Here is a 23,457-nt window from a genome sequence, read left to right as displayed (position 1 = left end):
ACACTTCTCCGGGAAGGCCGACGGGCTACAGAACGGCCCGCAGCCCGTCGATGCCGGTGAAGTGGTGCCCGCGCATCCCGGCGCGCTCCGCGGCCCGCACGTTCTCCAGCCGGTCGTCCACGAACAGGATCTCCCCGCCGCCGAGCCGGTCACGGCACCACTCGAACGCCTCCGGCGAGGGCTTGGCGTGCCCGATGCGGCACGAGAACGCGCGCAGCTCGAACAGGTCGAGCCACGGGTAGGTGTGCTCGAAGTTGCGGGCGTGGTCCTCGGGGATGTTGGACAGCAGCGCGATGCGGCGGCCGGCGGCGTGCAGGGAGCCCAGCAGCGCGACCATCTCGTCGTCGACCTCGGCCCAGCTCGCGACGTCCTGCTCGACCAGCGGCGGGTGGCCGACGCGCCGCCAGTACTCGGCCGCGGTCACGTCGCCGCGGTCGTAGGCGGGCCGGTGCGCCCAGTAGGCCTCCCAGAACGCCGGGTCGGTGCTCATCGCGTCCATCACCGCGCGCGACTGGTCGCGGGCGATCACCCCGAACATGTCGAACAGCACGATCACGCCGTCACCACCGTCACGCCCGCCGCCGCCAACCCGTCATCGCCGTCCGCGTCGGTCACCACGGCGTCCAGGGCGGACACCGGTGCCACGAACGCCAGCGCCGTGCGCGTCAGCTTCGACGCGTCCGCCACCGCGATCACCCGCCGGGCCGACGCGATGGCCGCCCGTTTCACCGCGGCGTCGTCGAGGTCGAACGCGGTCAGGCCCTGCTCGGCGGACAGCCCGCAGCAGCCGATCACCGCCGTGTCGAACCGCAGCGACTGCACCGACTGCAGGGCCAGCGGGCCGGTCAGCGCCAGCTCACCCGCCCGTGGCGTGCCGCCCGGCACCAGCAACGTCACCGACGGCGCGCCCACCAGCGCGTTGATCGCGTGCAGCGACAACGGCAGCACGGTCAGACGCCGCGCATGAAGCACGCGGGCGACCTCCACACACGTCGTGCCGCTGTCGAGCACCACCGACTCGCCGTCCGCGAGCAGACCCGCGACCACGTGCGCGATGCGGCGCTTGGCCTCCACCGCCTCCTCCGAACGCAACGCGTACGGTGGCTCGGAACCACGCAGCAGCAGACTGCGCGCACCGCCGCGATAACGCTCCAGCACTCCCTGCGCGGCGAGCACCTCCAGGTCGCGGCGGATCGTCATCTCGGACGCGCCGGTCAGCGACGCGAGCTCCGCCACACCGAGGGAGCCGGCGTCGCGCACGGCCTCGGTGATCTGCCTCAGTCGGGACACGAACGCGATTGAACACCAGCCGTGTTCGAAGTTCAAACTTTCAAACACGAGCTTTGTTCGTTAGCGTGCAGCATGTGAACGCTCTCAGGGCCGCACGGGTGGCCACCTTCACGTACTTCGCCCTCAACGGCTTCCTGCTCGGCATGTGGATCGTGCACATCCCCACCGTCGAGCGGCGCGTCGGCATCGACCACGCGGAACTCGGCCGGTTGCTCCTGGTCCTGGGACTGGGGGCGTTCATCGGCATGCGGATCGGCGGCTGGCTCACCGACCGGTTCGGCGCGCGCGTCATCACGCCGCTCGCGGGTGTGGTGTGCAGCGCGGCCGTCGTGCTGCCGGGACTCGCGACCGGTGAATGGGCGCTCGCGGCGGCACTGCTCGCGTTCGGCTTCGGCAACGGCGTGCTCGACATGGCGATGAACGGCCACGCGGTCGTCGTCGAACGCGAGTACGCCCGCCCGGTGATGTCGGCCTTCCACGCCACCTGGTCGCTGGGCGGGGTCGCGGCCTCGCTGGTGGGCGCGCGCACGTTGAGCTGGGAGCTGTCGCCGGCCACGACGCTCGGCGTGGCCGCCGTCGTCGGCGTGGTGATCAGCCTGGTCACGGCACCGGCGTTGTCGCACGGCGCCACGACCATCCCGCACGAGGGCGACGACCAGCCCAAGGCCAGGCGGAAGGTGCCCGTCCGGATCTGGGTGATGGCGGGGCTGGCGTTCATGGTGATGCTCAGCGAGGGCGTCGCGAACGACTGGAGCGTGCTGCACCTGCAGGACGTCCTCGACGCCGAACCGCAGATCGCGGCGCTCGCGTACGGCGCGTTCGCGACGACGATGACCGCCGGGCGGCTGCTCGCCGACCGGGTCGCCGCGAAGATCGGGCCGATGGCGGTGCTGCGCTGGGGCGCGGTGATCGCGGCGGCCGGGTTGCTGCTGGCGGCGTTCTCGCCGTGGACCGGTCTGGCGATCGTGGGCTGGGCGGTGGCCGGCGCCGGGCTGTCCGGCACGGTGCCGCAGCTGTTCAGCGCGGCCGGGCACACCGACCCGAGCTCCGCGGCGGTGAACATGTCGCGCGTGGCGGGCCTGGGCTACATCGGCGTGCTCGCCGGACCGGCGGTGATCGGCTGGCTGACGCACCTGGTGCCGCTCAACGTCGCGTTCGTGCTGCCGGTGGTGTTCTGCGTGGTCACGGCGTTCGCGGCCGGGGTGCTCAAGCCCGTGCCCGCCGACACCGAACGCACCGCCGACCCCGTCCACTGACCGGTCCACGTACCGACCGCGACGCGCCACGCCGGCCCCTGCCCGAAGCCGGTGTGGCGCGAACCGGCGGGTGATTCACTGTCGCCATGGATCTCCCCGAACTGGATCTCGCGGCGCTGGACCTCACCACCGCGCACGTGGCCGACGCCTGCATCCGCACCGGCATCCCGGTCCGCACCGCCACCCTCACCCCGGTCATCCCCGGCACGAGGGTCTCCGGCCGCGTGCTACCCGCGCGCCACGCCGGCAGCGTCGACATCTTCCTCGAGGCCATCGACCGCAGCGAGCCCGGTGACGTGCTGGTCGTCGACAACGGCGGCCGCACCGACGAGGCCTGCGTGGGCGACCTGATCGTGCTGGAGGCCAAGGCCGCCCAGCTCGGCGGCGTCGTCATCTGGGGCCTGCACCGCGACACCGCCGACATCCGCGCGATCGGCCTGCCGGTGTTCAGCCTCGGCGCGAACCCGACCGGCCCGCTGAGCCTGCGCGACCGGGCACCGGAGGCGTTGTCGACCGCCGAGGTCGACCAGTGGACGCTCACCACCGACGACGTGGTGTTCGGCGACGACGACGGCGTGCTGTTCGTGCCGGCGGACCAGGCCGCGAGCCTGCTCGCGAAAGCCAGGGGCATCCGCGACGTCGAACGAGCGCAGGCCGAGCGCGTGCGGCAGGGTGAGTCCCTGCGCAGCCAGCTGCGGTTCGGCGAGTACCTGGCGAGCGGGCTCACCTTCCGCGAGCACCTGCGCAAGATCGGCGGCGCGGTCGAGGAGTGAGGACCACGACCGCAGCAGTGGGCGCTCGGTATGTGGGCCGCGACCCCGTGTCGAAAAGATCGTGAGCGCTTCGACGCACGGGTGTCAACGCCAGCCGCGGAGAGGAAGCACAGAGATGGACTGGACCCTGGAAGTCGTCGTCGTACCGGTGTCGGACCTGGACCGGGCGAAGCACTTCTACTCGGAGCAGCTCGGTTTCCACGTCGACCACGACACGAGCTTCAGCGAGGACAGCCGGATCATGCAGTTCACGCCACCCGGTTCCGGGTGCTCGATCGTGATCGGCAAGGGGATCGTGAAGGGCGAGCCCGGCTCGCTCAAGGGCGTGCAGCTCGTCGTGTCCGACCTGGAGAAAGCACGCGCACAGCTCGTGGAACGCGGTGTCGAGGTCAGCGAGATCGTGCGGATGAGCGAGCGGGACGGCGGGTCGTTCGTGTTCTTCGACGACCCGGACGGCAACAGCTGGGCCGTGCAGGAGATCAGGGCCCGCGCTACCGGTGGGGAGTGGAAGTGAAGTACATGCTGGTCAGCTACGGCGGCAACCAGGAGGACTGGGAGGGGCTCGCGGCGTGGAACGACGAGGACATGCACCGCATGGTCACCTACATGCGCGACCTCAACGCCGAGCTCAGTGCCACCGGTGAGCTGCTGCACGCGGAGGGCCTGAGCGGTCCCGCGCGGGCGTTCGTGGTGCGCGGCGGCGAGGACGGCGTGCCGAACGTGGTCGACGGGCCGTTCGCGGAGTCCAAGGAGGTCATCGCCGGCTACTGGCTGGTCGACGTCGACAGCCGCGAACGACTGCTGGAGATCTGCCAGAAGGCCTCGGCCTGCCCCGGCCCCGGCGGGAAGATCCTCAACCAGCCGATCGAGGTGCACCCGGTCCTGGGCGCACCCGACGTCGACCAGGAGACCCTGGCGCCGTACCGGTAGAGCGGGATGGGGCCGGGCCACGCGGGCCCGGCCCACCGGCTCAGCTGTGCGGGTAGCCGCTGACGTAGAGGACCTGGCCGGTCACGAAGTCGGCGTCCTCGGCGGCGAAGAACAGCACCGCGCGGGCGATGTCGTGCGGCGTGCCGATGCGTCCCACCGGGATCGACCTGCGCACCACCTCCAGGTGCTCCTCCATCGTCCGCCCGGCACGGGCCGCGCTCACCTCCGTCATGCCGGTCTGCACGGTGCCCGGCCCGACTGCGTTGACCGTGATGCCGTGCGGGGCCAGGTCGAGCGCGGCGCCGCGGGTCAGGCCCTCGACACCGGCCTTGGCGGCGACGTAGTTGATCCGCTCGCCCTGCACGATCGCGGAGATGCTGGAGATGTTGACGATGCGGCCCCACCCGGCGTCGCGCATCGCCGGAGCGGTGGCCTTGAGCATCAGGAACGCGCCGCGCAGCAACGTGCCCTGCACCGCGTCCCAGTCCTCCAGCGGCATGTCCAGCGGGTGGTTGTCCCTGGCGAACCCGGCGTTGTTGACCAGGATCTCGACCGGGCCGAACGCGGCCGTCACCTCGGCGACCGCCGCGTCCACCGAGGCGGGGTCGCTGACGTCGCACCGCACCGCGACCGCCTGACCACCCGACTCGCCGATGCGCCCGGCGACCTCCCCGGCTGCCTCGGCGTTGCGGTCCACCACGGCGACGCGGTGGCCGAGCCCGGCCAGCTCCTGCGCGATTCCGGCGCCGATTCCCGATCCTGCGCCGGTGACCAGCGCGACACGTGACTGCATGCGATCAACCTGCGCGACGCCGGTCCCCGTCCGCAACCCGGTTTCGGCGCAACGGGGACCGGTCGTCACCTCACTTCAGGTCGTACGCGCGGATGATCGTCTGCTGCACCTCGCCGCCCGCGTCCGCCGCCCGTGCCTTGAACGACACGGACTTGGCGTTCTTCGGGTGCCACAGCGTGAGCAGCCACTTGCCGCGGACCTTGCGCAGCGGCATCGGTGTCCAGGTCGTGCCCTCGTCGTAGGACACCTGCACGGCCGGGTCCTTGAGGTCGGTGACCTCGCCGGTGCCGTTGCGCTCGACGGTCACCGGGATCGTGAGCGGACGGCCGGCGTGCGCCCGGTTGTGGTCGTCGAGCAGGGGCGTGAACCGCACGGCCAGCAGTGGGATGGACCGGTAGTCCTCTCCCGGCACGTGCTCGGACGTGAACGACCAGTCGACCGCCACCTGCGGCGACAGGCCTTCGCGGGCGGCCTCGGTGTGCACCTGGTAGCGGCGCTTCTCCGCGGGCACGCCCTGGATGCGGGCGTACCCGGCGGCCGGCTGGTCGGAGATGACCCGGCCGTCGACCGTCACCGTGGTGCGGCCGGTGTTCGGCGCGTAGCCGGCCATGCCGGCCGAGCTGTGCAGCGGAGTGTCCAGGCGCAGCAGGTCGCCCACGCGACTGGCGAACCGCACCGCACCGGGCGCGTGCGGCAGACCAGGGCCGTAGACGGCGCTGTTGCGGTGCTCGACCACCGTGCGACCACGTTCGTAGGTGCGCGGCGAACCGCTGTACTGGGCGCCCAGGGGCGGGTACTCGCCGAGCCTGGCGAACTCGGTGAGCGAGCCGAACCACGGCACGCCGGGCGTGTAGAGCTCCTCCACCCGCAACGGCACCGGGCCGGACGCACCCTGGCCGAGCTGGACGATGGAGCCCGGCACCCGCGCGTGGGTCACCGAGCTCACGCGCGCCAGCTCACGGTCTCGCACAGTCCGGTGGACGTCGGCGGGCACACGGGTGTTCTCGGTGATCCGCAGGTGGTACTGGTACGGGCTGCCGGCGAACCCGCCGGTGCCGTCCGGTTTGGCCAGGTCCGACTGCGCGTACCAGTCGAACCCGGGCCATGTCGAGGCGGACGGGCGGACGAAGATCCCGGTGAAGTCGCGCAGGATCAAGCTCGTCCCGGTGTCGCCCCAGTTCGCCCTCATCGCGAACGTCATCTCGGAGCTCGCCGGCGACGCTTCCCGGTCGATGCGGAACCCAGGCTGGTTGCCCTGGCGTGCGTCGACCACGAGCTCGGTGTGAGCGTTGACCTCGACCGCGGGCTCGACCGCGACGGTGACCCTGTTGTCGTCGCGGCCGGCGCCGGGAGTGCTGACCGAGGAGTCGAAGAAATACCTGCCCCTCGGCAGTCGCTGCACGATCGAGCCGGACGGGTCGTGCCGCAGGTGGGCGATCGGCTTGTCCAGGTCGACGAACCGGTAGGTGTAGTCGGGCGTGGGCAGGCCGTTGTGGTCGAGGAACGTGAGCTTCACGTCGTAGCTCTCGACCTCCTTGTCCACGCCGAGCGCGACCCGGCTGCCGTCGGACGAGACGACCGCGGCGCCGTAGAGGCCGTCGGGCACGTTCGCCGTGGTGTCGGCGGTGACGGTCGTGTCGGCGGTGCCGCCGGCCGGGATGGTGAGCGTGGCCGGGGAGACGCTGAACAGGCCGGTGACCGCGGGCTTCACGTCGGCGACGGTCAGGCCGACCGTGACCGGCGCGGTGCCGGTGTTGCGGTAGGTGAGCTTGCGGGTGATCGGCTGGTCGTCGTCGTGCGGCCACTTCGCGGTGCCCAGCGAGAGGCTGCCGGCGTCGGTGGACACGCTGCCGGACACGGCTTTGTCCACGTCGAGGCGGCCGGCGCCCTGGTCGTAGACGGTGAGTTCGGGATTCGGCTTGGCCGAGTTCATCAGCGCGGCCTTGAGGTCGCCGGCCTTCCACGTCGGGTGCTGCGCGGCGAGGACCGCCGCGGCCCCGGCCACGTGCGGGGTGGCCATCGAGGTGCCCGACAACGCCACGTGCCCCTCGTCCACCGGGGTGCCGATCCGGCCGTTCTTCGCCTTGGCCGCCGCGATGTCGACGCCGGGTGCGGTGATGTCGGGCTTGATGGCGTTGTTCGTCCAGCGCGGGCCGCGCGACGAGAAGTCGGCGAGCTCGTCGGCGCGGTTCACGGCACCGACGGTGAGGGCCTCGTCGGCGGCGCCGGGCGAGCCGATCGCGCCGCCGGAGTTGCCGGCCGCGACCACGAACAGCGCGCCGGTGTCCCGGGTGATCCGGTTGAGCGCCAGCGACATCGGGTCGGTGCCCTCGTCTGGCCACGGGCTGCCGAGGCTCATGTTGACGACCTTGGCCTTGCTCGCCGCCCACTCCATGCCGGCGATGATGTCCGACTCGAGGCCGCCGCCGTTGTCGCCCAGCACCTTGCCGCTGACGACCTTGGCGTCAGGTGCGATGCCCCGGTACCTGCCGTCGCCGGTGATGGTGGAGGCGACGTGCGTGCCGTGACCGTGCCGGTCGTCGGTGGTGTCGCTGTCGCTGAAGTTCTTGGCCTCGACCACGGCCCCCGCGAGGTCGGGGTGTGTCTCGTCGACGCCGGTGTCGAGCACCGCGACGGTGACGTCCTTGCCGGTGAAGCCCTTCGCCCACGCCTGTGGAGCGCCGACCTGCGCGGCGCTGCGGTCCAGGCTCGCGGTGACCTTGCCGTCCAGCCAGACCTTCCCGGTGCCCGCCGCACGGACACCGGCCCAGAAGCCGCCGTTCTTGTCGGCCTTGACCGCGTGCGCGCCGATGCTCGGCAACGACCTGGCGTCCGCCGCGCTGATCGCCTGCCCCTGCACGATCAGCGGGATGGTCTTGCCGGCCGCGTCGTCGTAACCGGACCTGGCCAGCAGCGAGATGTCGAACAGCCGGGCGTCGAGCTCACCGCTGCTGATCCGCTCCTGCGCGTCGAGCGGGACGACGTGCAGGTCTCCGCGCGGGTCGGTGAAGGCGCGGAACCCGACGCGCTCGCGGCCACGGGCGGCACGGGTGTGGACGGCACCGTTCGCGACGGTGACCTCGTCGCCGGTGAGGAGCGTGACCCTGGTGGCCGGACCGGCCGCGGCGACCTGCTGCCCGGCCGGCGCCGCGGTGGCCGGGGCGGCTGCCGCGGCCGCAACCACGGCAGCCGCGAGCCCCGCGGCGAGGTGTGATCGTTTCAACGCGAACTCCCCTGGTTCACTGTGCAGCCGAGACTGCTCTCAGTGAGGGAGACCTCTTGCTGGGTGACCGCGTTGCGTCGTGCGTCACATCAACAGATAAACAGCGGCGGTCAGCCCAGCGCCCGGTCGACGGCGGCCTCGACGTGCAGGCGGGTCGTCGGGAACACCGGCAGCGGCACGTCGTCCTGGCTGATCAGCAGCTCGATCTCGGTGCAGCCGAGGATCACGCCCTGCGCGCCGTCGAAGCGGCCGATGACGTCCTGGTAGGCGCGGCGCGACTCGTCCTTCACCACGCCCAGGCACAGCTCGTCGTAGATGATCCGGTGCACGGTCGCGCGGTCCTGCGCCGAGGGCACCAGCACCGTGAGGCCGTGCCGTTCCAGGCGTTCGCGGTAGAACGGCTGGTCCATCGTGAAGCCGGTGCCCAGCAGGCCGACCGTGGTGAGCCCGGCCCGCTTGATCGCCGCGGCGGTGGTGTCGCCGAGGTGGACCACCGGGATGTCGACGGCGGCCTGCACCTGGTCGAACACCTTGTGCATGGTGTTGGTGCAGATCAGCAGGAAGTCCGCGCCACCGGCCTGGACCTGCCGCGCGGCGTGCGCGAGCGCCGTCGCGGCGTCGTCCCACCTGGCCTCGGCCTGCATGCGTTCGATCTCGGCGAAGTCCACCGAGTGCAGCACGACCTTGGCCGAGTGCAGCCCGCCCAGGCGGTCCCTGACCGCGGTGTTGGCGAGCCGGTAGTACTCCGCGCTGCTCTCCCAGCTCATGCCGCCGAGCATCCCGATGGTCAACATGCGGTCAGTCAACACGGCACGGGTCAGGCGCTCCAGCGCGGGTCACGTCCGGTCCTGGCCAGCAGCTGCTCGAACGCCGTCGCGTCGGCGGGCGGCTGCGTGGGCGCCTTGAACACGTTCCACTCCAGCGCGGTCGGGCCCATCTGCTCGACCAGTCCCTCGACGGCGGTGAGCACCTCCGGGTCGGGCTCGAAGCGCTGCCCGGTCGCCTGGGCGAGGTCGGAGGCGTGGATGGTGAGGTCGAGCAACGCCAGCCCGCCGACCACGGACGCGGGCAGGTTCATGTTGCCGGCGATGCCCTCGTCCGCGCCGGGCCGTCCCCACGCCTCCACGAGCTTGGCGGACTCGGCCGGGTACTGAGCGCGCCAGTCCGGGTAGTGCGGGGTGGTGCTGAAGTCGGCGTCCTGCTTGACCGCGAGCTTCTGGAACTCCACGACCACGTGCAGCAGGTGGTCCAGCAGCGCGCGCACGTCGTAGTCGGCGCAGGGGGTGGGCTTGGTCAGGTCGTCGTCGGTGATGGCGGCGACGACGGGCAACGCGTGGTCGCGTGCGCGGTCGAGCAGAACGCTGAGCTTCATGGTGGCGACGCTAGGACCTCGCGCTGCGTCGTGCTTGAAAAAACGCGCCACCTAGGATTCGGGACGTGAACGGGCCGCGCCGCGACACCCGCGGAATCGTCGACGCACGCGAGCTCTTCGCCCGCGTCCGGTTCCGCCGCCGCCTGCCCGCCCCGGAGCTGCGGCCGTACCTGGAGCACTACTGGCTGGTCGACGGCACCCTCGACACGCCGTACACCACGCACGTCGTGCCGCACCCGTCGGTCAACGTCGTGTTCGAGCGCGGGTACGAGCACCCGGAGATCGCCGGGGTCGGGCTCGGGTTGTTCCGCCAGGTCCTCGACGGTCACGTGCGGGTCGCGGGCGTGCAGTTCCGGCCGGGCGGGTTCCGGCCGTTCCGCGCGGAGCCGGTGTCGGAGTGGACCGGGCGGCGCGTGCGGCTCACGGACGTGCCCGCCGGCCCGGTGCTGGACGCGGCGGACGAGGACGACCGGGTGGCGGCGCTGGACGCGTTCCTGCTCGGCCTCGGGCCGGTCGCCGATCCGCAGGCGACGCTGGCGATGGACCTGGTGCAGCGCATCCGCGACGACCGGGAGATCCGCCGGGTCGCCGACTTCGCGCGGGCGGCGGGCGTGGCGGTGCGGACGATGCAGCGGCTGTTCGCCGACCACGTCGGGGTGAGCCCGAAGTGGGTGATCCTGCGCTACCGCATCCACGAGGCGCTGGAGCGGGCCGAGACGGACGTCGAGTGGGCGCGGCTGGCGGCCGACCTGGGCTACAGCGACCAAGCGCACCTGGTCCGCGACTTCACGCAGACCGTCGGCGTCTCCCCCGCCGCGTACGCGAAAGCCCTTGCGTAAACGGTTCGACGCCCCGTCCGCGTCCTGCCACAGTGGCCCGCTGTGACCACCGATCTCCTCACCGCCGAGGACGTCCAGCTCATGCAGGACCTGGCCCGGCGGGTCACCGCCACCCACCCCGAGCTGGTCAACAGCGACGCCTCCTACGGTGAGCTGGCCTGGAACTGGGGCAAGGACCACGCCGCCCAGGGCCACACGTGGCGCCGCCGGCTGTGGTGCGCGGACGGTGACCTGGTGGCGTGGGGCTGGGCGCAACTGCCCCGCCAGGTCCGCCGCCGCGACGGGTCGGTCAGGGACGTCACCGACGCCTACCTGGCCTACCAGGTCCACCCCGGCCACGCCGCGCTGGTCGACGAGGTGATCGACTGGTTCGACGGGGTGGCGCCGGGCGTCGACCGCACGGTGCTGCCGGGCGCGGCCGACGAGTTCGGGCTGCGGCGGTGGGCGGCCCACGGCTACGAGACCGACCAGGACGCGCTGGGCGACTGGACCCAGCTCAACGAACGCGACCTCACCGACGTCGCGGAACCGGTGCTGCCCGCCGGGTTCCGGTTCCGCACCGCCGACGAGGCCGGTCCGGAGGCGGCGGTGCGGGCGCACGTGGACGCCTGGCCCGCGTCGACGTACTCCCTCGAGGCCTACGAAGGCGTTCGCGCAACGCCCGCCTACCGCGGTGACCTGCACGTTCTGGTGGAGGCACCGGACGCGACGATGGCGTGCTCGACGATCATGTGGCTGGACGAGGTGAACCGCAGCGTCGAGTTCGAACCGGTCGGGACGCACCCGCGCCACCGGCGCCAGGGGCTCGCACGGGCGGTGCTGCTGCACGGGATGCGGCTCGCGCGGGCGGCCGGAGCGGTGCACGCGACCGTGGCGTGCCTGGGCGCGGACGAGCACCCGGCGGCACGGGAGCTGTACTACGGCGTGGGGTTCCGGTTGCTGTCGCGGGACGTGCCGCTGCTCAAGCCGGCAGCGCGCGCCTGATCGCGGCGACCGCCGTCGCGATGTCGCCGGGTGTCGTCGACGCGTAGCCCAGCACCAGTCCCGGCGCGTGCTCCGCCTGGCAGTGCCACGACAGCGGCTGCACCTTCACCCCGCCGGCCAGCACGCGGGCCGCGAGTTCGACGTCGGAGAACCCGGCGTCGAACGTGATCGTCAGGTGCAGGCCCGCGGCCGCGCCGTGCACCCGCGCACCCGGCAGGTGGGCGCGCAGCGCGGCGATCATGGCGTCGCGGCGGTGGACGTGGCGGCGGCGCAGGAACCGCAGCTGGCGTTCCAGCTCGCCGGAGCTCATCAGCTCGGCCAGCACGAGCTGCGGCAGGGCGGCGTTGCCGAGGTCGGCCAGGCGTTTCGCGGCGATGATCGCGTCGCGGTGCTCGCCGGGCACGAGCAGCCAGCCGACCCGCAGCGCCGGGGCCAGCAGCTTCGAGACGCTGCCCGCGTAGCAGACCCGGTCGAGCATCGACCGCAGCGCGGGCACGGGCGGGCGGTCGTAGCGGTGCTCGGCGTCGTAGTCGTCCTCGATGACCAGGCCCGGCCAGCGCAGCAGCCGGCGGCGGCGCTGCGGGCCGAGCACCACGCCGGTCGGGAACTGGTGCGCGGGCGTGGTCATCACGGCCGGGGCACCACCGGCCTCCAGCAGGTCGACGCGCAGGCCGTCGTCGTCGACCGGGATCGGCGGGGTGGCCAGGCCCGCGTTGGCGAGGTGCTGGCGCACGCGGAGCGAGCCGGGGTCCTCGACGGCCACGGTGGTGATGCCGCCGGCCAGCAACGCCTTCGCGAGCAGGCCGAGTGCCTGGGAGACACCGGCGGTGATCAGCACGTCGTCCGGTGCGACGCGGATGCCGCGGCCGCGGGCGAGCCAGGCGGCGACGGCCTGGCGCAGCGGCAGCGCCCCGCGCGGGTCGCCGTAGCCGAACGCGGCGGGTTCCAGCGTGGCGAGCACCTCGCGTTCGGCGCGCAGCCAGGCCTGGCGCGGGAACGAGGCGAGGTCGGGCACGCCGGGCGAGAGGTCGATCGAGGCGCGCGCGGCCCGGAACGCCTCGAACACGTCGTCGCCGGGCCGCCGGGCGAACACGTCCCCCGGTGACGGCGGCGCCACCGGTCGCACGGGCGCAGCGGCCACCGGTACCGCGACCACGACGGTGCCGCCCCGGCCGCGGCCCGCGACGTGGCCGTCCTCGACGAGCCGCTGGTAGGCCTCGGTGACGACCCCGCGTGAGACCCGCAGGTCGGCGGCAAGGGTCCGGGTCGCGGGCAGCCGGGTCCCGACGGGCAGCCGGCCGTCGGCCATCGCCAGGCGCAGCTACTCGGCCAGCCACGTCGCGCGCCCGCCGTGGGGAGCGTCGGCCACGGACAGTTGGAGGAAGTCAGAGCCGGTTGTGGACCTGTCGGCAGGCAGCGGTTTGGCTCTGCTCATCGGGCCATTCTGGCAGCAGGCTGGCAGCCATGAGCATCGCTTTCCTGGTCACGACGCTGATCGCGGTCGCGACCCCCGGCACGGGAGTGCTGTACACGTTGTCCGCCGGACTGGCGCACGGGCGGCGGGCGAGCGTCATCGCCGCGTTCGGGTGCATGCTCGGGATCGTGCCGCACGTGCTGGCCACGGTCAGCGGCCTGGCCGCGTTGCTGCACACCAGCGCGCTGGCGTTCGGGATCGTGAAGTACCTGGGCGTGGCCTACCTGGTGTACCTGGCGTGGAGCACGCTGCGCGACCGCTCCGAGCTCGTCGTCAGTGCCCAGGCCGCCCCGGCCGACCTGTCCGCGCGCACGGTCGTCACCACCGCGGTGCTGGTCAACCTGCTCAACCCGAAGCTCACGATCTTCTTCGTGGCGTTCCTGCCGCAGTTCGCCTCCGCCACGGGCGAGATGGTGGTGCTCAGCGGGGTGTTCATGGCGCTGACGTTCGTGGTGTTCGCCGTTTACGGCGTGTTCGCGGCGGCCATGCGCGACCGGGTGCTGGGCCGGCCGCGGGTGGTGGTGTGGCTGCGCAGGTTCTTCGCGGTCTCGTTCGCCGCGCTCGGGGTGAAGCTCGCCCTCACGTGACGCAGGCGGCGGCGCGGTCGAGCAGCAGCGCCTTCTCGCGTTCGTTGCGGGTCAGGCCGGCGGCCTTCTCGAACTCGGCACGCGCCTCGGCGGTCCGGCCGAGCTTCATCAGGAAGTCACCGCGCACGCTGGGCAGCAGGTGGTATCCCCGCAACGCCTTCGCGCCGGCGATCTCGTCGACCAGCGCGAGCCCGGCGGCCGGCCCGTAGGCCATCGACAACGCCACCGCGCGGTTGAGCTCCACCACCGGCGACGGCGAGAGCTGCGCGAGCACCTCGTAGAGCGAGGCGATCCGCCGCCAGTCGGTGTCCTCCGGTCTGCGGGCGCGGGCGTGGCAGGCCGCGAGGGCGGCTTGCAGGTAGTAGGGACCGGGTGGCTGGTTGAGCGCCTCCGCCCGTTCCAGCGCCGTGAGCCCGCGGCCGATCAGCAGCCAGTCCCACCGCGCCCGGTCCTGCTCCAGCAGCAGGATCGGGGTGCCGTCGGCGGCGGTGCGCGCCTTCGACCGGGACGCTTGGATCTCCATCAACGCCACCAGCCCGTGGACCTCGGCCTCCTTCGGCGCGAGCTCGGCGAGCACCCGGCCCAGCCGCAACGCCTCCGCGCACAGCTCCGGCCGCATCCAGTGGTCGCCCTGCGTGGCGGAGTAGCCCTCGTTGAAGATCAGGTAGATGACCTCCAGGACGCTGGCCAGCCGCCCGGCCAGCTCGGGCCCCTCCGGTACCTCGAACGGCACCCCGGCGTCGGCCAGCGCCTTCTTCGCGCGCACGATCCGCTGCGCCACGGTCGAGTCGCTGACCAGGAACGCCCGCGCGATCTCCTCGGTCTTGAGGCCGCCGAGCATCTTGAGGGTGAGCGCCACCCGCGCCTCGGTGCCCAGCACCGGGTGGCACGCGGTGAACATGAGGCTCAGCAGGTCGTCGCCGATCTCGTCCTCGACGCCCTCGCTGGCGTCCGGTGTGGACTCCTGGACGTCGCGGCCGATCTCCTCGACCTTGCGGTTGAAGTTCTCCCTGCGCCGGATCTGGTCGATCGCCCGGCGCTTGGCCGTGGTCATCAGCCACGCGCCGGGGTTCTTCGGCACACCCTCGGCCGGCCACTGCTCCAGCGCCGCGACCAGCGCGTCCTGTGCCATCTCTTCGGCGAGGCCGACGTCGCGCACGTACCTGGCGAGCGCGGCGATGACCTTCGCCGACTCCATCCGCCAGACCGCGTCGATCGTCCGGTGCACCGAGGTCGTAGCCCCCATGGGGGCATCAGACCACAGCCACCTGCCGGATTTCCACGACGCACCCGGACACGGGTATGCGCCGCACGCGTTCCACCGCTTCCTCGTGGTCACGCACGTCGATCAGCCAGTACCCGCGCACCGGTGCGCCGTGCGTGCGCTGCCCTTCGGCGTCGAACGCGCTGGGGCGCAGGTCCGCCGCGTCGAGCAGCACCCCCGCGCGCACCAGCGCGTCGCAGTACACCGTGGCGAACGGCAGCTCGGCCGCCGCACGGACGATCACCAGAAACCGCATCGGGTCCTCCTCGTCGCACGTCCCCCGCAGCAACGTCGAACGAGCAGGACCGGAAATCGACAGGTGATCAGCCGACGTCGACCACCGTGCCGATCAACGGAAGTCCGCGGCGTGGTCACGCGCCCACGTCGCGAACGTCCGGTACCGCTTGCCGGTCACGGCCTCGAAGTCGGGCCGCACGACGAACTCGTAGTCGCTGAAGTCGTCCGGGTCGCCGCCCTCGTACCCGCCGAGCCCCAGCACGTACCGGGCGATCTCCTCCGGCCAGCCGACGCTCAGGTAGTACGTCAGCGCCTCGTCGCGGGTCACGTCGAGGAACCGCAGCTCCCGCCCGATCACCTCGCCGATCGCCCGTGCCATCTCGCGCTGCGTCAGCGGCGGCGGGCCGCTCAGCGTGTAGGCCTTGCCGTCGTGGCCGTCCTCCAGCAGCGCCGCGACCGCGACGTCGGCGATGTCGGCCTCGTGGATCGGCTGGCCGAGCTCGTCGGGGTTCGGGTGCACGATCGTGCCGTCGGCGCGGATCGACGGTGCCCACAGGTCGATCTTGTTGACCGCGAACTCGCCGGGCCGCACGTGCGTCCACGCGACGCCGGACGCCTCGACGGCCTGCTCGACCGGCAGGTGGTGGCTGTGGTCGTAGCCGTGGGTGACCGCGCCCGACGACAACGTCACGATCTTGCGCACGCCGGCTTTCGCGGCCAGCTCGACCACGCGCGCGGCCGTGGGCGGGTGCACGAACAGGTAGAGCTTCTCGACGCCGTCGAACGGGATGCCGTCCGGGTCGTCGAGGTCGGCGCGCACCACCTCGACACCGTCGGGGAAGTCCGCCTTGGCCGGGTCGCGGGTCACCGCCCGCACCCGCGCCCTGCCCGCGAGTCCCCGCACCACCAGCCGGCCGACGTTGCCGGTCGCCCCGGTCACCAGAACGGTCACCCCAGTCCCCCTTCGATTCCGTCGAGCAGCTTGGTCAGGCCGTAGTCGAACGAGCCGCGCACCTGTTCGGCGAGCGTGCCGCCGGTGTCGTAGGCCCCGGCGTTCCACAGGTGCGTCATCGTCGGGTAGCGCTCGACGTCGAAGTAGTCGTCCCAGAACAGCTGGCGGGCCCGCCACCACGAGTCGCCGGACTCGCCGGTGACCCGTTCCAACTGCTGGTCGTCCACCTCGGCGGCCGCGGCGCCGTGGACGAACCCCTCGACTGCGGTGTGCGCGACGGTCACCTGCCGCGGTTGCAGGCCGGAGTCGGCGAGCGCGGCCAGCACGAACTCCTGGCCGTCCATCAGTCCCGGCCCGAGCGGCGGCCGGACCATCGACACGTCCCGCATCCACGGATGCGCCTGGTAGACCGCACGGGTGCGGTCGGCGTAGTGCTGGATCCGCTCGCGCCAGGTGCCCGCGAAGTCGAGGTCGCGTTCCTGCAGCACGGTGTCGGCCATCAGGTCGATCAGCTCCGCCTTGCCGGGCACGTGGCCGTAGAGCGACATCGTGCCGACGTTGAGCTCCTGCGCGACGCGGGCCATCGACATCGCGGCGAGCCCCTCGCGGTCGGCGACGGCGATCGCGGCCGCCACGACCTGCTCGACGCTCACCTTCGCCTTCCTGCCGACCGCCTTGGGTTCCGGCGGTCTGCGCCACAGCAGCGCGAGGGTCTTGGCGACGTCTCCTCCGCCGCTGCGTTCGACGGCCATGCGTCCACCCCATTTCCGTAGGCCATACGGAAACAATACCGTACGACATACGGAAATGGGTGCAGCACCGGGACCTCGAAGATCCTGAGCTGGATGGTTGACTTAATCTACAGTCAGCGCTACAAAAAATATGTACCTGGTAGCTCTTCTTCGAGGAGTGACACGAGGTGCTGACGACCAGCGAGAGGGCGTTCGCGGACCTGGTGTGCGCCGACCCGGTGTGGGTGAGCGCGGAGTTCGAGGCGATCATCGACGCCAACTTCGGTCCGACACCGGCACCGCGTCCTCACCGGTACGTGGCTGCCGCCGGGTTCGCCGAGCCCGCGGTGCTGCGAGGGGTGTGGCGCGCCGGGTCCGCGAGGTCGCGACAGCGATATCCACCGGCCGGATGAGGCAGTTGCGCGTCCCGTCCAGCCGATGCGGAAGGAGCCCACACGACACCGAGGGGACGGCTGATGGCCGTCCCCTCGGTCGTTTTGCCGCGGACATCGGAAACGCCGCCCCGCAGGACGGCGTTTCCGATGTGGTGGGAGCTGGCTTTCAGGCCACGCGGTGCGCGGTTGTCATCGGGTGGTCACCCGCGCCAGGCGAGCTTGGTCAGCATGTCCTTGCCCTGCTCGGCGCTGCGCGGGTGGCTGAGCACGTCGTAGCGGCCCGCGACGAGCTGCGTGGTCGAGGCGAAGTCACGCCGGCCGCGCTGGGCGCCGTAGCGCATGGCCGCGGCGGTGACGCCGAAGACCGTACCGACGAGCAGGCCCGTGATGATCGGGGCGATCGCGCCACCGGTTGAGAACAGGCCGAGCAGCAGACCGACGAACAGACCGAACCAGGCACCCGACGCGGCACCCGCGCCGAGCACGCGGCCCCAGGTCAGCCGGCCGGTGACCCGTTCGACGATCATCGGCTCGACGCCGACGATGGTGACGTCGGCGACCGGGAAGTTGTTGTCCGCCAGGTGGTCGACGGCTCGCTGCGCCTCTTCGTAGGTGGCGTAGGAACCGATCGGCCAGCCGCTGGGCGGCGTGGGCAGCGCGTTGACGCCGGTGTTGGCTCCTGTGGCGAACGGAGTCGCGGTGGTCATGTGCAACACCTCCGAAGTGCGATTCCCTGCACCCTGTACTACGAACGGGCGCCCACCGGTGTTCCTGAAGTTGAGCGGATGTGACTCAGCTCCCCCTCGGTAAGTGCTATGTCCAGCGACTCCAGTGTGGCGGCCAGGTCGTCGACCTCGGTCCGCACCGGCTCCCCGCCCGCACGGTCGATCGTCAGCGTCCGGCCGACGAGCCGGCGGCTCAGTCCCGGCTGCAGGCGCATCACGACGAGCTGGCCGCTGAACGGCGACCTCGGATGCGTGGCCACGTAGTAGTTGGCCGCGAGGTAGTCCACAGGCAGCTGCTCGACGTCGTCCTCGAACGCGTGCTGCGCCTCCCAGCCGCCCGCGCCCTGCTTCTCCAGCACCCAGCGCCGGTCGGTGCGCCGCAGCCGGTGCGGCCACCCGGCCTGGTCCACGACCACGCCGTCGCGCAACGGCATCGGGTGCAGCATCCCGGCGCCGAACCCGACGTCGAGCAGGTGACCGTCCACGATGGACACCATGTGCGTGCGCGGCCCGGTCATCACCCGGCTCATCCGCCGCGTCACGGTGTGCCCCAGGCGTTCGAGCACCGCGGTGAACAGCAACTGGTGCTCGAAGCAGTACCCGCCACGGCGCCGGTGGACGAGCTTGTCCTGGATGTCGGCCATGTCCAGCGACGGCACGAGACCGAGCATCACGTCGATGTTCTCGAACGGGATGGCGCGCACATGCGCCTCGTGCAGTTCCGCCAGCGAACTCGACGCGCCGGCTCCCGTGCGCGCGAAGTAGGCGTCTAAGTCAACGACGTCCGTCTGCCACATGTGTGTCCCTTTGGTCCGCAAACCCCTCTTCCACCACCAACCCGGTCACGCGGACTCCCATTCCTGCCTGCTCAGCGCGTACTCGACGTCACCGTGCTCGGCGCCGGGCAGCGGGTCGTCCCAGTCGAGGAAGACCGTGCGCACGTACCGCAGCCCGCACTTCTCCAGCACCCGCCGCGACCCGGTGTTGACGGTCATCGTGGTGGCCACGACCCGCTGCGCGCCGCAGGCGGTGAACGCGTGCTCGACCAGTGCCGTGGCGCCCTCGGTGGCGTAGCCGCTGCCCCAGCAGTCGCGGTGCAGCCGGTAGCCGAGCTCCCAGTCACCGTTGCCGGCGTCGGCCAGTTCGAACCAGCCCAGCCACCGGCCGGTGCGATTCTCCCGTGCCGCGTGGAAACCGCCGGTCAGGTAGCGCTCGACGGGTGCGGGGTCGAGGTGGCGCATCACCTCGGGGTCGGCGTGCAGCCGCTCCAGCTCGTCCACATCGGACGCGACGAGGGGACGCAGCGTCAGGCGTTCCGTTTCCACAACGGCATCCTGTCCCGGCTGTCCACCGGTTTACCGCACAGCAGCGACGCCACCGCGCCGACCACGCTCAGCACGATCGCGAACCCGAACGCGATGGCCAGCCCGTGCGCGAACGGCGCGGAGATCAGGCTCGGGAAGAACCCGCGCCCGGTCAGGTAGGCGGCCTCACCGGGCGGCAGCGCCTGCAGGTGCGTCCCGAGCAGCTGCTGGATCGGGTTGTAGCCCAGGAACGCCGCGAACAGCACCGCCACCGCGGGCAGCGAGGCGACCTCGGCGGCCTGGGACGCCGGCACGCCGTGCTCGGTCAGGCCGGTCCGCAGCGCCCCCGGCAGCGACTGGGAGAACCCGACGATGATCAGGCTGAAGAAGAACCCGATCGACAGCACCATCGCGGTGTTCTGGAACGTGGTCATCATCCCGCTGCCGGAGCCGCGGGCGTCGGCGGGCAGCGAGTTCATCACCTCGGCGCGGTTGGGCGAGGAGAACATGCCCATCCCGATCCCGGTGAGCACGAGGACCGCCGCGAACTCCCAGTAGGGGAAGTCGACCGGCAACGCGATCAGCAACGCGAACGTGCCCGCGGTCAGCAGGTTGCCGGTCGCGGCGAGCATCCGGGAGCCGATCCGGTCGGACAGGATCCCGGCGGCGGGAGCGGCGAGCAGGAACCCGACCGTCATCGGCAGCATGTAGATGCCCGCCCACAGCGGCGTCTCCTCGTAGCCGTAGCCGTGCAGGGGCAGCCAGATGCCCTGCAGCCAGATGATCAGGATGAACTGCAGCCCGCCGCGGCCCAGCGCGGAGGCGAAGTTCGCGACGTTGCCCCAGGTGAACGACCGCAGCCGGAACAGCCGCAGGTCGAACAGCGGGTTGGCCACCCGGCGCTCGATCACCACGAACACCGCCAGCACCGCCACACCGCCGGCCAGGCAGGTCAGCACGAGCGGGCTGCCCCAGCCGGTCTGCGCGGTGCCGTGCGGCTGGATGCCGTAGGTGATCCCGACCAGCACCGCGATCAGCCCGGCCGCGAACGTGACGTTGCCCCACCAGTCCATCTCCGCGTGCCTGCGCTCGCCGGTGTCGCGCAGCTTCAGGTACGCCCAGACCGTGCCGAACAGCCCGAACGGCACGCTCACGATGAAGATCAGGTTCCAGTTGACCGGGGCGAGCAGACCGCCGATCACGAGCCCGAGGAACGATCCGGCGATCGCGGCGACGCCGTTGATGCCCAGCGCCATGCCGCGCTGGTTGGCCGGGAACGCGTCGGCCAGGATCGCCGAGGAGTTCGCCATCAGGAACGCGCCGCCCACGCCCTGCACGACCCGCCAGCCGATCAGCCACAGCGCGGCCGCGTCGCCGTCGAACCAGGTGACCGCCAGCAGCACCGAGGACACGGTGAAGATCGCGAAGCCCAGGTTGTACATGCGGGCCCGGCCGTACATGTCGCCCAGCCGCCCGAAGCTCACCACCAGCACCGCGGTGACGACCAGGAACCCCATGATCATCCACAGCAGGTAGCCGGTGTTGGCCGGGTCCAGGGGGTTGATCCCGATGCCCTTGAAGATGTCGGGCAGCGCGATCAGCACGATGGAGGAGTTGATCGTCGCGATCAGCATGCCCAGCGTGGTGTTGGACAGCGCGATCCACCTGTACCCGGCCGGAGCCTCCAGCGTAGTCACTTCGCCATGCTAATCACCTGTCCGGCTCTTGGACACCGCTACGGCGCGGACTTCGGCTTGACCGTCTCCAGCACCGCCCCGGCCGCGTCCCGCACGACCACGCGGGCGTCGGGGTGCCGGTCGATCAGCGGCGCCGCGAGCACGAACGTGCCGTTGCCGACCCAGGCGGGCACGTCGGGCGCGCCCGGCCGGGTGTAGGTGACCGAGGCGACCCGCGGGTCCGTGAGCAGGCCGACCGCCGCGAAAGTGGTGCTGCCACCCGACTCCAGCTCGCCGTTCTCCCCGGCCGTGAAGGGCTTGAAGTCGTAGAACGCGGCCATCGACGCGATGGTCTCCCCACGCACCTCGTCCAGGTCGTCCAAGTCGTACACCGCGCCGGGTGACGGGTTGTGGTCCGAGTCGCGGCAGTAGACCAGCACGTCGCCGAAGCGGCCGACGGTCATCGTGTCGGTGGCGCTGACCCGGACCGTGAGCCCGTGCGCGAACTGGTCGGGATCCGGGACCGGCCGGCCCTTCAGGCACCCGGCGAACCGCGCGGCCTCCGGTGTGTCGCGGGCGGCGGGCGGCAACGGCCGGTCGACCACGGACGCGGTCGGCTTCGGCACGCCCCGCAGGGCGGACTCCTCGCCGTTGGCCAGCGCCTTCGTGCCGGTCTCGGCCAACAGGTAGCCGCTGGGGGCGAGGAACAGCCCGTCGACCAGCGCGGGCAGGGTGTTGTTCTGGCCGGGGTCCGCGATCAGCGACAGGCTGAGGAACCGCAGGTCCTGCGAGACCAGGCCCGCCATCGCGCCGGTCGGGGTGGTGAACAGGACCTTCACCTTGCGGCGGCCCTCCCCGATGCCGGCCGGGTCGGGCGCGGAGATCGTCGTCGTGGTCGCGGTGGTGGCGCAGAAGAACACGCCGGCGGGCACGCGGAACGCGGTGAGGACCGTGCCGTTCTTGCTGCTGGTCGCGACCGTCTGCCATTGCCCGGCCGGCGGGTGCGCCTTCGCGGCGGCGGCGCAGCGGCCCAGCACGTCGGGGGCGACCGTGCCGCGTTCCACGTGGTTGACCAGCGCGCGGTCCTTGCCGGCGAACTCGCCGTTGTACTGGGCGGCGGGGCCCGCGAGGTCCGCGGAACCGTAGAGGGCCTGACCCGCGTACACGGCTCCGGCGGCCAGGAGGCTGACCCCGGCGGCGATCAGGGCGGGCCTGCGGCGGCCGGCGGCGGGGCTCATGCCCTCGGACAACCGGCGGCGGGCCCGCAGGCGGACGTCGTCGGGGAGGGTGCGGGGCTCGGGCAGCTGGTCGATCATCGGAGGTCCTCGCAGGTCGGGCGGCACCGGGCGGGGCGAAGGGCCCGGAGGTGGTCGGCGCCCGCGGTGGGCTGGGGGGTGAGGTGCGCGACGGCGATGCGCGGCCCGGCACCGGGACAGGTCGACGACGGCACGCCAGTGGCGCGCGGCCTGGCACTGGACCGGGTCAACGACGGCACGCCCGCGATGCGCGGCCCGGCATCGGGCCAGGTCGACGACGGCACACCGGTGGCGCGCGGCCCGGCGCTGGGCCGGGGGCTGAGGTGCGCGACGGCGGCGCGCGGCCGGGGTGGCATCACGACTGCTCCTCCCCCGTCAGTGCGCGCAGCCGGGCGCGGGTGCGGGCGACACGGGACCGGACGCTCGACTCCGCGATGCCCAGCAGCGCGGCCGCGTCGGCGGTGGACACCTCGCCGAGCAGGCAGAGCTGGGCGATCTCGCGTTCGGACGGCGGGAGTTTCGCGATCGCGGCGACCACGGTGGCCAGGCGGCGCTGGGCGTCGGTGCGGGTGGCGACCTCGTCGGCGTGATCGCGTTCGTGCTGCGGGGCGAGCCGGCCGACCAGCCGCAGGGCGCGGCGGGAGGCGCGCCACTCGGTGCGGGCGCGGTTCGCGGTCACGGTGTAGAGCCACGGCAGGGCCGAGTCGCGGACCAGCCGGGCCTGGCCGCGGGTGCGCCACGCGGTCAGGAAGGTGGCCGACAGCAGGTCCTCGGCCTGCGACCAGGAGGCGGTGAGCCGGTAGGCGTAGTTCCACACCGCCTCGGCGTGCCGTTCGAACAGCTCGGTGAACGCGGCGTGGTCGCCCTGGGCGATCTGCTCCCACAGCCGCGGGTCCGGCGGCGGGCCCACGTCCGCTCGCTCGGTCGTCTCAGTCATCACACCCCGTCTGGCGCCACGACGGTCCAGTGTGCTGCGTGACCCGCGTCACGCCGCGGTGGGACGTCCGCCCCTCGTGTGGGGGATGGGAAAGCACGATGGCAAGATCTTCGGCGTGCCGATCGAGCAACAGTCCGGCAGTGCAGAGCCGGAGACCGACGTGTTCGCGAAGATCACGCCAGAGGACCTGAAAGCGGCACCCGCGCCGGCGCCCGTGCGCCAGCGCAAGTCGCTGTCACGGCGGCTCGCCCGCCGGATCCTCGGCCCTACTTTGTTGACCAGGAAAGACTGAGCTCACCTACCGGTCGGGGACCTGACCGAGCCCACCGCACGCACGGCAGGCGGTCCGGTCCTCGTTGAGCCCAGAACCATGGCATCGGCTGCACTCCTTCACGGAGGAACAGTGTCCGCTTCTACTCGGAGTGGCCGCAGCCGCCAAGCAGGCACCCTCCTGACAAT

At 72.0% G+C, this 23,457-nt stretch carries 27 protein-coding genes; 9 read left to right on the top strand and 18 right to left on the bottom strand.

The features are described 5' to 3' along the window. Nucleotides 1–25: 25 nt before the first annotated feature. Complete coding sequence (locus tag ADL03_RS00510) at nt 26–556, bottom strand: HAD family phosphatase (protein ID WP_053731324.1); 531 nt, start codon at nt 554–556, stop codon at nt 26–28. After that, nucleotides 553–1,290 carry a DeoR/GlpR family DNA-binding transcription regulator gene (locus ADL03_RS00505; RefSeq protein ID WP_231641322.1) on the bottom strand — a complete coding sequence of 246 codons (738 nt, stop codon included), beginning with the start codon at nt 1,288–1,290 and terminating at the stop codon, nt 553–555. The genes ADL03_RS00510 and ADL03_RS00505 overlap by 4 nt, the downstream gene beginning before the upstream one ends. A 74-nt stretch (nt 1,291–1,364) precedes the next feature. Here ADL03_RS00505 and ADL03_RS00500 point away from each other — a divergent pair, with 74 nt between their 5' ends. The 4 genes from ADL03_RS00500 to ADL03_RS00485 all read left to right on the top strand — a co-directional run bounded on the left by ADL03_RS00500 (nt 1,365) and on the right by ADL03_RS00485 (nt 4,249). Further along, complete coding sequence (locus ADL03_RS00500) at nt 1,365–2,546, top strand: MFS transporter (RefSeq protein WP_053731323.1); 1,182 nt, start codon at nt 1,365–1,367, stop codon at nt 2,544–2,546. Between the two features lie 86 nt (nt 2,547–2,632). After that, nucleotides 2,633–3,319 carry an RraA family protein gene (locus ADL03_RS00495; protein WP_053731322.1) on the top strand — a complete coding sequence of 229 codons (687 nt, stop codon included), beginning with the start codon at nt 2,633–2,635 and terminating at the stop codon, nt 3,317–3,319. 115 nt (nt 3,320–3,434) lie between these two features. Beyond that, nucleotides 3,435–3,833, top strand: a complete 399-nt coding sequence (locus tag ADL03_RS00490) for a VOC family protein (protein ID WP_053731321.1) — start codon at nt 3,435–3,437, stop codon at nt 3,831–3,833. A gap of 5 nt (nt 3,834–3,838) precedes the next feature. After that, on the top strand, nt 3,839–4,249 hold the full coding sequence (locus ADL03_RS00485) for a YciI family protein (protein WP_063798435.1): 411 nt from the start codon (nt 3,839–3,841) through the stop codon (nt 4,247–4,249). 40 nt (nt 4,250–4,289) lie between these two features. Here ADL03_RS00485 and ADL03_RS00480 read toward each other — a convergent pair whose 3' ends face one another. The 4 genes from ADL03_RS00480 to ADL03_RS00465 all read right to left on the bottom strand — a co-directional run bounded on the left by ADL03_RS00480 (nt 4,290) and on the right by ADL03_RS00465 (nt 9,637). Next, the gene (locus ADL03_RS00480; protein ID WP_053731320.1) at nt 4,290–5,042 is read right to left on the bottom strand and encodes an SDR family NAD(P)-dependent oxidoreductase; all 753 of its coding nucleotides are present in this window, start codon (nt 5,040–5,042) and stop codon (nt 4,290–4,292) included. Nucleotides 5,043–5,112: 70 nt separating this feature from the next. Then, on the bottom strand, nt 5,113–8,265 hold the full coding sequence (locus ADL03_RS00475; protein ID WP_063798420.1) for a S8 family serine peptidase: 3,153 nt from the start codon (nt 8,263–8,265) through the stop codon (nt 5,113–5,115). Nucleotides 8,266–8,375: 110 nt separating this feature from the next. After that, nucleotides 8,376–9,059 (bottom strand): aspartate/glutamate racemase family protein, encoded by a 684-nt coding sequence (locus tag ADL03_RS00470; protein WP_053731318.1) that lies wholly within the window; start codon nt 9,057–9,059, stop codon nt 8,376–8,378. Between the two features lie 23 nt (nt 9,060–9,082). Then, entirely contained in the window at nt 9,083–9,637 is a 555-nt protein-coding gene (locus ADL03_RS00465) for a TIGR03086 family metal-binding protein (protein ID WP_053731317.1), read from the bottom strand. Nucleotides 9,638–9,702: 65 nt separating this feature from the next. On the opposite strand from ADL03_RS00465, the gene ADL03_RS00460 reads away from it, so the two are divergent. Beyond that, nucleotides 9,703–10,476: a helix-turn-helix domain-containing protein gene (locus ADL03_RS00460; protein WP_053731316.1), complete on the top strand. Its 774-nt coding sequence runs from the start codon at nt 9,703–9,705 to the stop codon at nt 10,474–10,476. Between the two features lie 42 nt (nt 10,477–10,518). Then, nucleotides 10,519–11,460, top strand: coding sequence for a GNAT family N-acetyltransferase (locus tag ADL03_RS00455; protein WP_231641320.1), 942 nt, complete (start codon nt 10,519–10,521; stop codon nt 11,458–11,460). Here the strand turns inward: ADL03_RS00455 and ADL03_RS00450 are convergent. After that, nucleotides 11,438–12,769, bottom strand: coding sequence for a PLP-dependent aminotransferase family protein (locus tag ADL03_RS00450; RefSeq protein ID WP_082372762.1), 1,332 nt, complete (start codon nt 12,767–12,769; stop codon nt 11,438–11,440). The two genes, ADL03_RS00455 and ADL03_RS00450, sit on opposite strands and share 23 nt — an antisense overlap. Before the next feature lie 155 nt (nt 12,770–12,924). On the opposite strand from ADL03_RS00450, the gene ADL03_RS00445 reads away from it, so the two are divergent. Then, the gene (locus tag ADL03_RS00445; protein WP_053731315.1) at nt 12,925–13,521 is read left to right on the top strand and encodes a LysE family translocator; all 597 of its coding nucleotides are present in this window, start codon (nt 12,925–12,927) and stop codon (nt 13,519–13,521) included. Here ADL03_RS00445 and ADL03_RS00440 read toward each other — a convergent pair. The 4 genes from ADL03_RS00440 to ADL03_RS00425 form a co-directional block, all read right to left on the bottom strand. Further along, the gene (locus tag ADL03_RS00440; protein WP_053731314.1) at nt 13,514–14,767 is read right to left on the bottom strand and encodes an RNA polymerase sigma factor; all 1,254 of its coding nucleotides are present in this window, start codon (nt 14,765–14,767) and stop codon (nt 13,514–13,516) included. The two genes, ADL03_RS00445 and ADL03_RS00440, sit on opposite strands and share 8 nt — an antisense overlap. Before the next feature lie 7 nt (nt 14,768–14,774). Then, complete coding sequence (locus ADL03_RS00435) at nt 14,775–15,041, bottom strand: hypothetical protein (RefSeq protein WP_053731313.1); 267 nt, start codon at nt 15,039–15,041, stop codon at nt 14,775–14,777. A 93-nt stretch (nt 15,042–15,134) separates the two neighbouring features. Then, nucleotides 15,135–15,974, bottom strand: a complete 840-nt coding sequence (locus tag ADL03_RS00430; RefSeq protein ID WP_053731312.1) for an SDR family oxidoreductase — start codon at nt 15,972–15,974, stop codon at nt 15,135–15,137. Continuing rightward, nucleotides 15,971–16,726, bottom strand: a complete 756-nt coding sequence (locus tag ADL03_RS00425) for a TetR/AcrR family transcriptional regulator (RefSeq protein ID WP_053731311.1) — start codon at nt 16,724–16,726, stop codon at nt 15,971–15,973. The genes ADL03_RS00430 and ADL03_RS00425 overlap by 4 nt, the downstream gene beginning before the upstream one ends. Nucleotides 16,727–16,893: 167 nt before the next feature. Here ADL03_RS00425 and ADL03_RS00420 point away from each other — a divergent pair, with 167 nt between their 5' ends. Then, on the top strand, nt 16,894–17,118 hold the full coding sequence (locus tag ADL03_RS00420) for a hypothetical protein (protein ID WP_053731310.1): 225 nt from the start codon (nt 16,894–16,896) through the stop codon (nt 17,116–17,118). Between the two features lie 182 nt (nt 17,119–17,300). Here the strand turns inward: ADL03_RS00420 and ADL03_RS00415 are convergent, their stop codons facing one another. From ADL03_RS00415 to ADL03_RS00390, 7 genes are read right to left on the bottom strand one after another with little or no spacing between them, the layout of a single operon-like run. After that, complete coding sequence (locus tag ADL03_RS00415; RefSeq protein ID WP_053731309.1) at nt 17,301–17,807, bottom strand: general stress protein; 507 nt, start codon at nt 17,805–17,807, stop codon at nt 17,301–17,303. 38 nt (nt 17,808–17,845) lie between these two features. Beyond that, nucleotides 17,846–18,622: an arylamine N-acetyltransferase gene (locus tag ADL03_RS00410; protein ID WP_053731308.1), complete on the bottom strand. Its 777-nt coding sequence runs from the start codon at nt 18,620–18,622 to the stop codon at nt 17,846–17,848. A gap of 45 nt (nt 18,623–18,667) precedes the next feature. After that, entirely contained in the window at nt 18,668–19,150 is a 483-nt protein-coding gene (locus tag ADL03_RS00405) for a GNAT family N-acetyltransferase (RefSeq protein ID WP_053731307.1), read from the bottom strand. Further along, entirely contained in the window at nt 19,132–20,826 is a 1,695-nt protein-coding gene (locus ADL03_RS00400; protein ID WP_053731306.1) for an MFS transporter, read from the bottom strand. Before ADL03_RS00400 ends, ADL03_RS00405 begins: the two co-directional genes overlap by 19 nt. A gap of 38 nt (nt 20,827–20,864) precedes the next feature. Further along, complete coding sequence (locus ADL03_RS00395) at nt 20,865–22,121, bottom strand: hypothetical protein (RefSeq protein WP_053731305.1); 1,257 nt, start codon at nt 22,119–22,121, stop codon at nt 20,865–20,867. Beyond that, complete coding sequence (locus ADL03_RS46465) at nt 22,118–22,420, bottom strand: hypothetical protein (RefSeq protein WP_157527716.1); 303 nt, start codon at nt 22,418–22,420, stop codon at nt 22,118–22,120. Before ADL03_RS46465 ends, ADL03_RS00395 begins: the two co-directional genes overlap by 4 nt. After that, on the bottom strand, nt 22,417–22,998 hold the full coding sequence (locus tag ADL03_RS00390; protein WP_053731304.1) for an RNA polymerase sigma factor: 582 nt from the start codon (nt 22,996–22,998) through the stop codon (nt 22,417–22,419). Before ADL03_RS00390 ends, ADL03_RS46465 begins: the two co-directional genes overlap by 4 nt. A gap of 85 nt (nt 22,999–23,083) precedes the next feature. Between ADL03_RS00390 and ADL03_RS00385 the strand changes: the two genes are divergently transcribed. Continuing rightward, nucleotides 23,084–23,290 carry a hypothetical protein gene (locus tag ADL03_RS00385; RefSeq protein WP_053731303.1) on the top strand — a complete coding sequence of 69 codons (207 nt, stop codon included), beginning with the start codon at nt 23,084–23,086 and terminating at the stop codon, nt 23,288–23,290. The last annotated feature ends 167 nt before the right edge of the window (nt 23,291–23,457 follow it).

Origin of the sequence: Nocardia sp. NRRL S-836, from assembly GCF_001279525.1 — a bacterium.
In the GTDB taxonomy this organism is placed as follows: domain Bacteria; phylum Actinomycetota; class Actinomycetes; order Mycobacteriales; family Pseudonocardiaceae; genus Lentzea.
Note: the sequence above shows the minus strand (reverse complement) of the source record. Positions and strands in the feature narration are given on the sequence as shown.

What these genes read in the sequence shown, in the direction of transcription:
- ADL03_RS00425 (WP_053731311.1), bottom strand. Translation starts at nt 16,726, where the DNA reads ATGGCCGTCGAACGCAGCGGCGGAGGAGACGTCGCCAAGACCCTCGCG.
- ADL03_RS00450 (WP_082372762.1), bottom strand. Translation starts at nt 12,769, where the DNA reads ATGGCCGACGGCCGGCTGCCCGTCGGGACCCGGCTGCCCGCGACCCGG.
- ADL03_RS00470 (WP_053731318.1), bottom strand. Translation starts at nt 9,059, where the DNA reads ATGTTGACCATCGGGATGCTCGGCGGCATGAGCTGGGAGAGCAGCGCG.
- ADL03_RS00465 (WP_053731317.1), bottom strand. Translation starts at nt 9,637, where the DNA reads ATGAAGCTCAGCGTTCTGCTCGACCGCGCACGCGACCACGCGTTGCCC.
- ADL03_RS00415 (WP_053731309.1), bottom strand. Translation starts at nt 17,807, where the DNA reads ATGACCACCGCGACTCCGTTCGCCACAGGAGCCAACACCGGCGTCAAC.
- ADL03_RS00390 (WP_053731304.1), bottom strand. Translation starts at nt 22,998, where the DNA reads ATGACTGAGACGACCGAGCGAGCGGACGTGGGCCCGCCGCCGGACCCG.
- ADL03_RS00395 (WP_053731305.1), bottom strand. Translation starts at nt 22,121, where the DNA reads ATGATCGACCAGCTGCCCGAGCCCCGCACCCTCCCCGACGACGTCCGC.
- ADL03_RS00435 (WP_053731313.1), bottom strand. Translation starts at nt 15,041, where the DNA reads ATGCGGTTTCTGGTGATCGTCCGTGCGGCGGCCGAGCTGCCGTTCGCC.
- ADL03_RS00410 (WP_053731308.1), bottom strand. Translation starts at nt 18,622, where the DNA reads ATGTGGCAGACGGACGTCGTTGACTTAGACGCCTACTTCGCGCGCACG.
- ADL03_RS00480 (WP_053731320.1), bottom strand. Translation starts at nt 5,042, where the DNA reads ATGCAGTCACGTGTCGCGCTGGTCACCGGCGCAGGATCGGGAATCGGC.
- ADL03_RS00485 (WP_063798435.1), top strand. Translation starts at nt 3,839, where the DNA reads ATGCTGGTCAGCTACGGCGGCAACCAGGAGGACTGGGAGGGGCTCGCG.
- ADL03_RS00490 (WP_053731321.1), top strand. Translation starts at nt 3,435, where the DNA reads ATGGACTGGACCCTGGAAGTCGTCGTCGTACCGGTGTCGGACCTGGAC.
- ADL03_RS00495 (WP_053731322.1), top strand. Translation starts at nt 2,633, where the DNA reads ATGGATCTCCCCGAACTGGATCTCGCGGCGCTGGACCTCACCACCGCG.
- ADL03_RS00445 (WP_053731315.1), top strand. Translation starts at nt 12,925, where the DNA reads ATGAGCATCGCTTTCCTGGTCACGACGCTGATCGCGGTCGCGACCCCC.
- ADL03_RS00440 (WP_053731314.1), bottom strand. Translation starts at nt 14,767, where the DNA reads ATGGGGGCTACGACCTCGGTGCACCGGACGATCGACGCGGTCTGGCGG.
- ADL03_RS00385 (WP_053731303.1), top strand. Translation starts at nt 23,084, where the DNA reads ATGGGAAAGCACGATGGCAAGATCTTCGGCGTGCCGATCGAGCAACAG.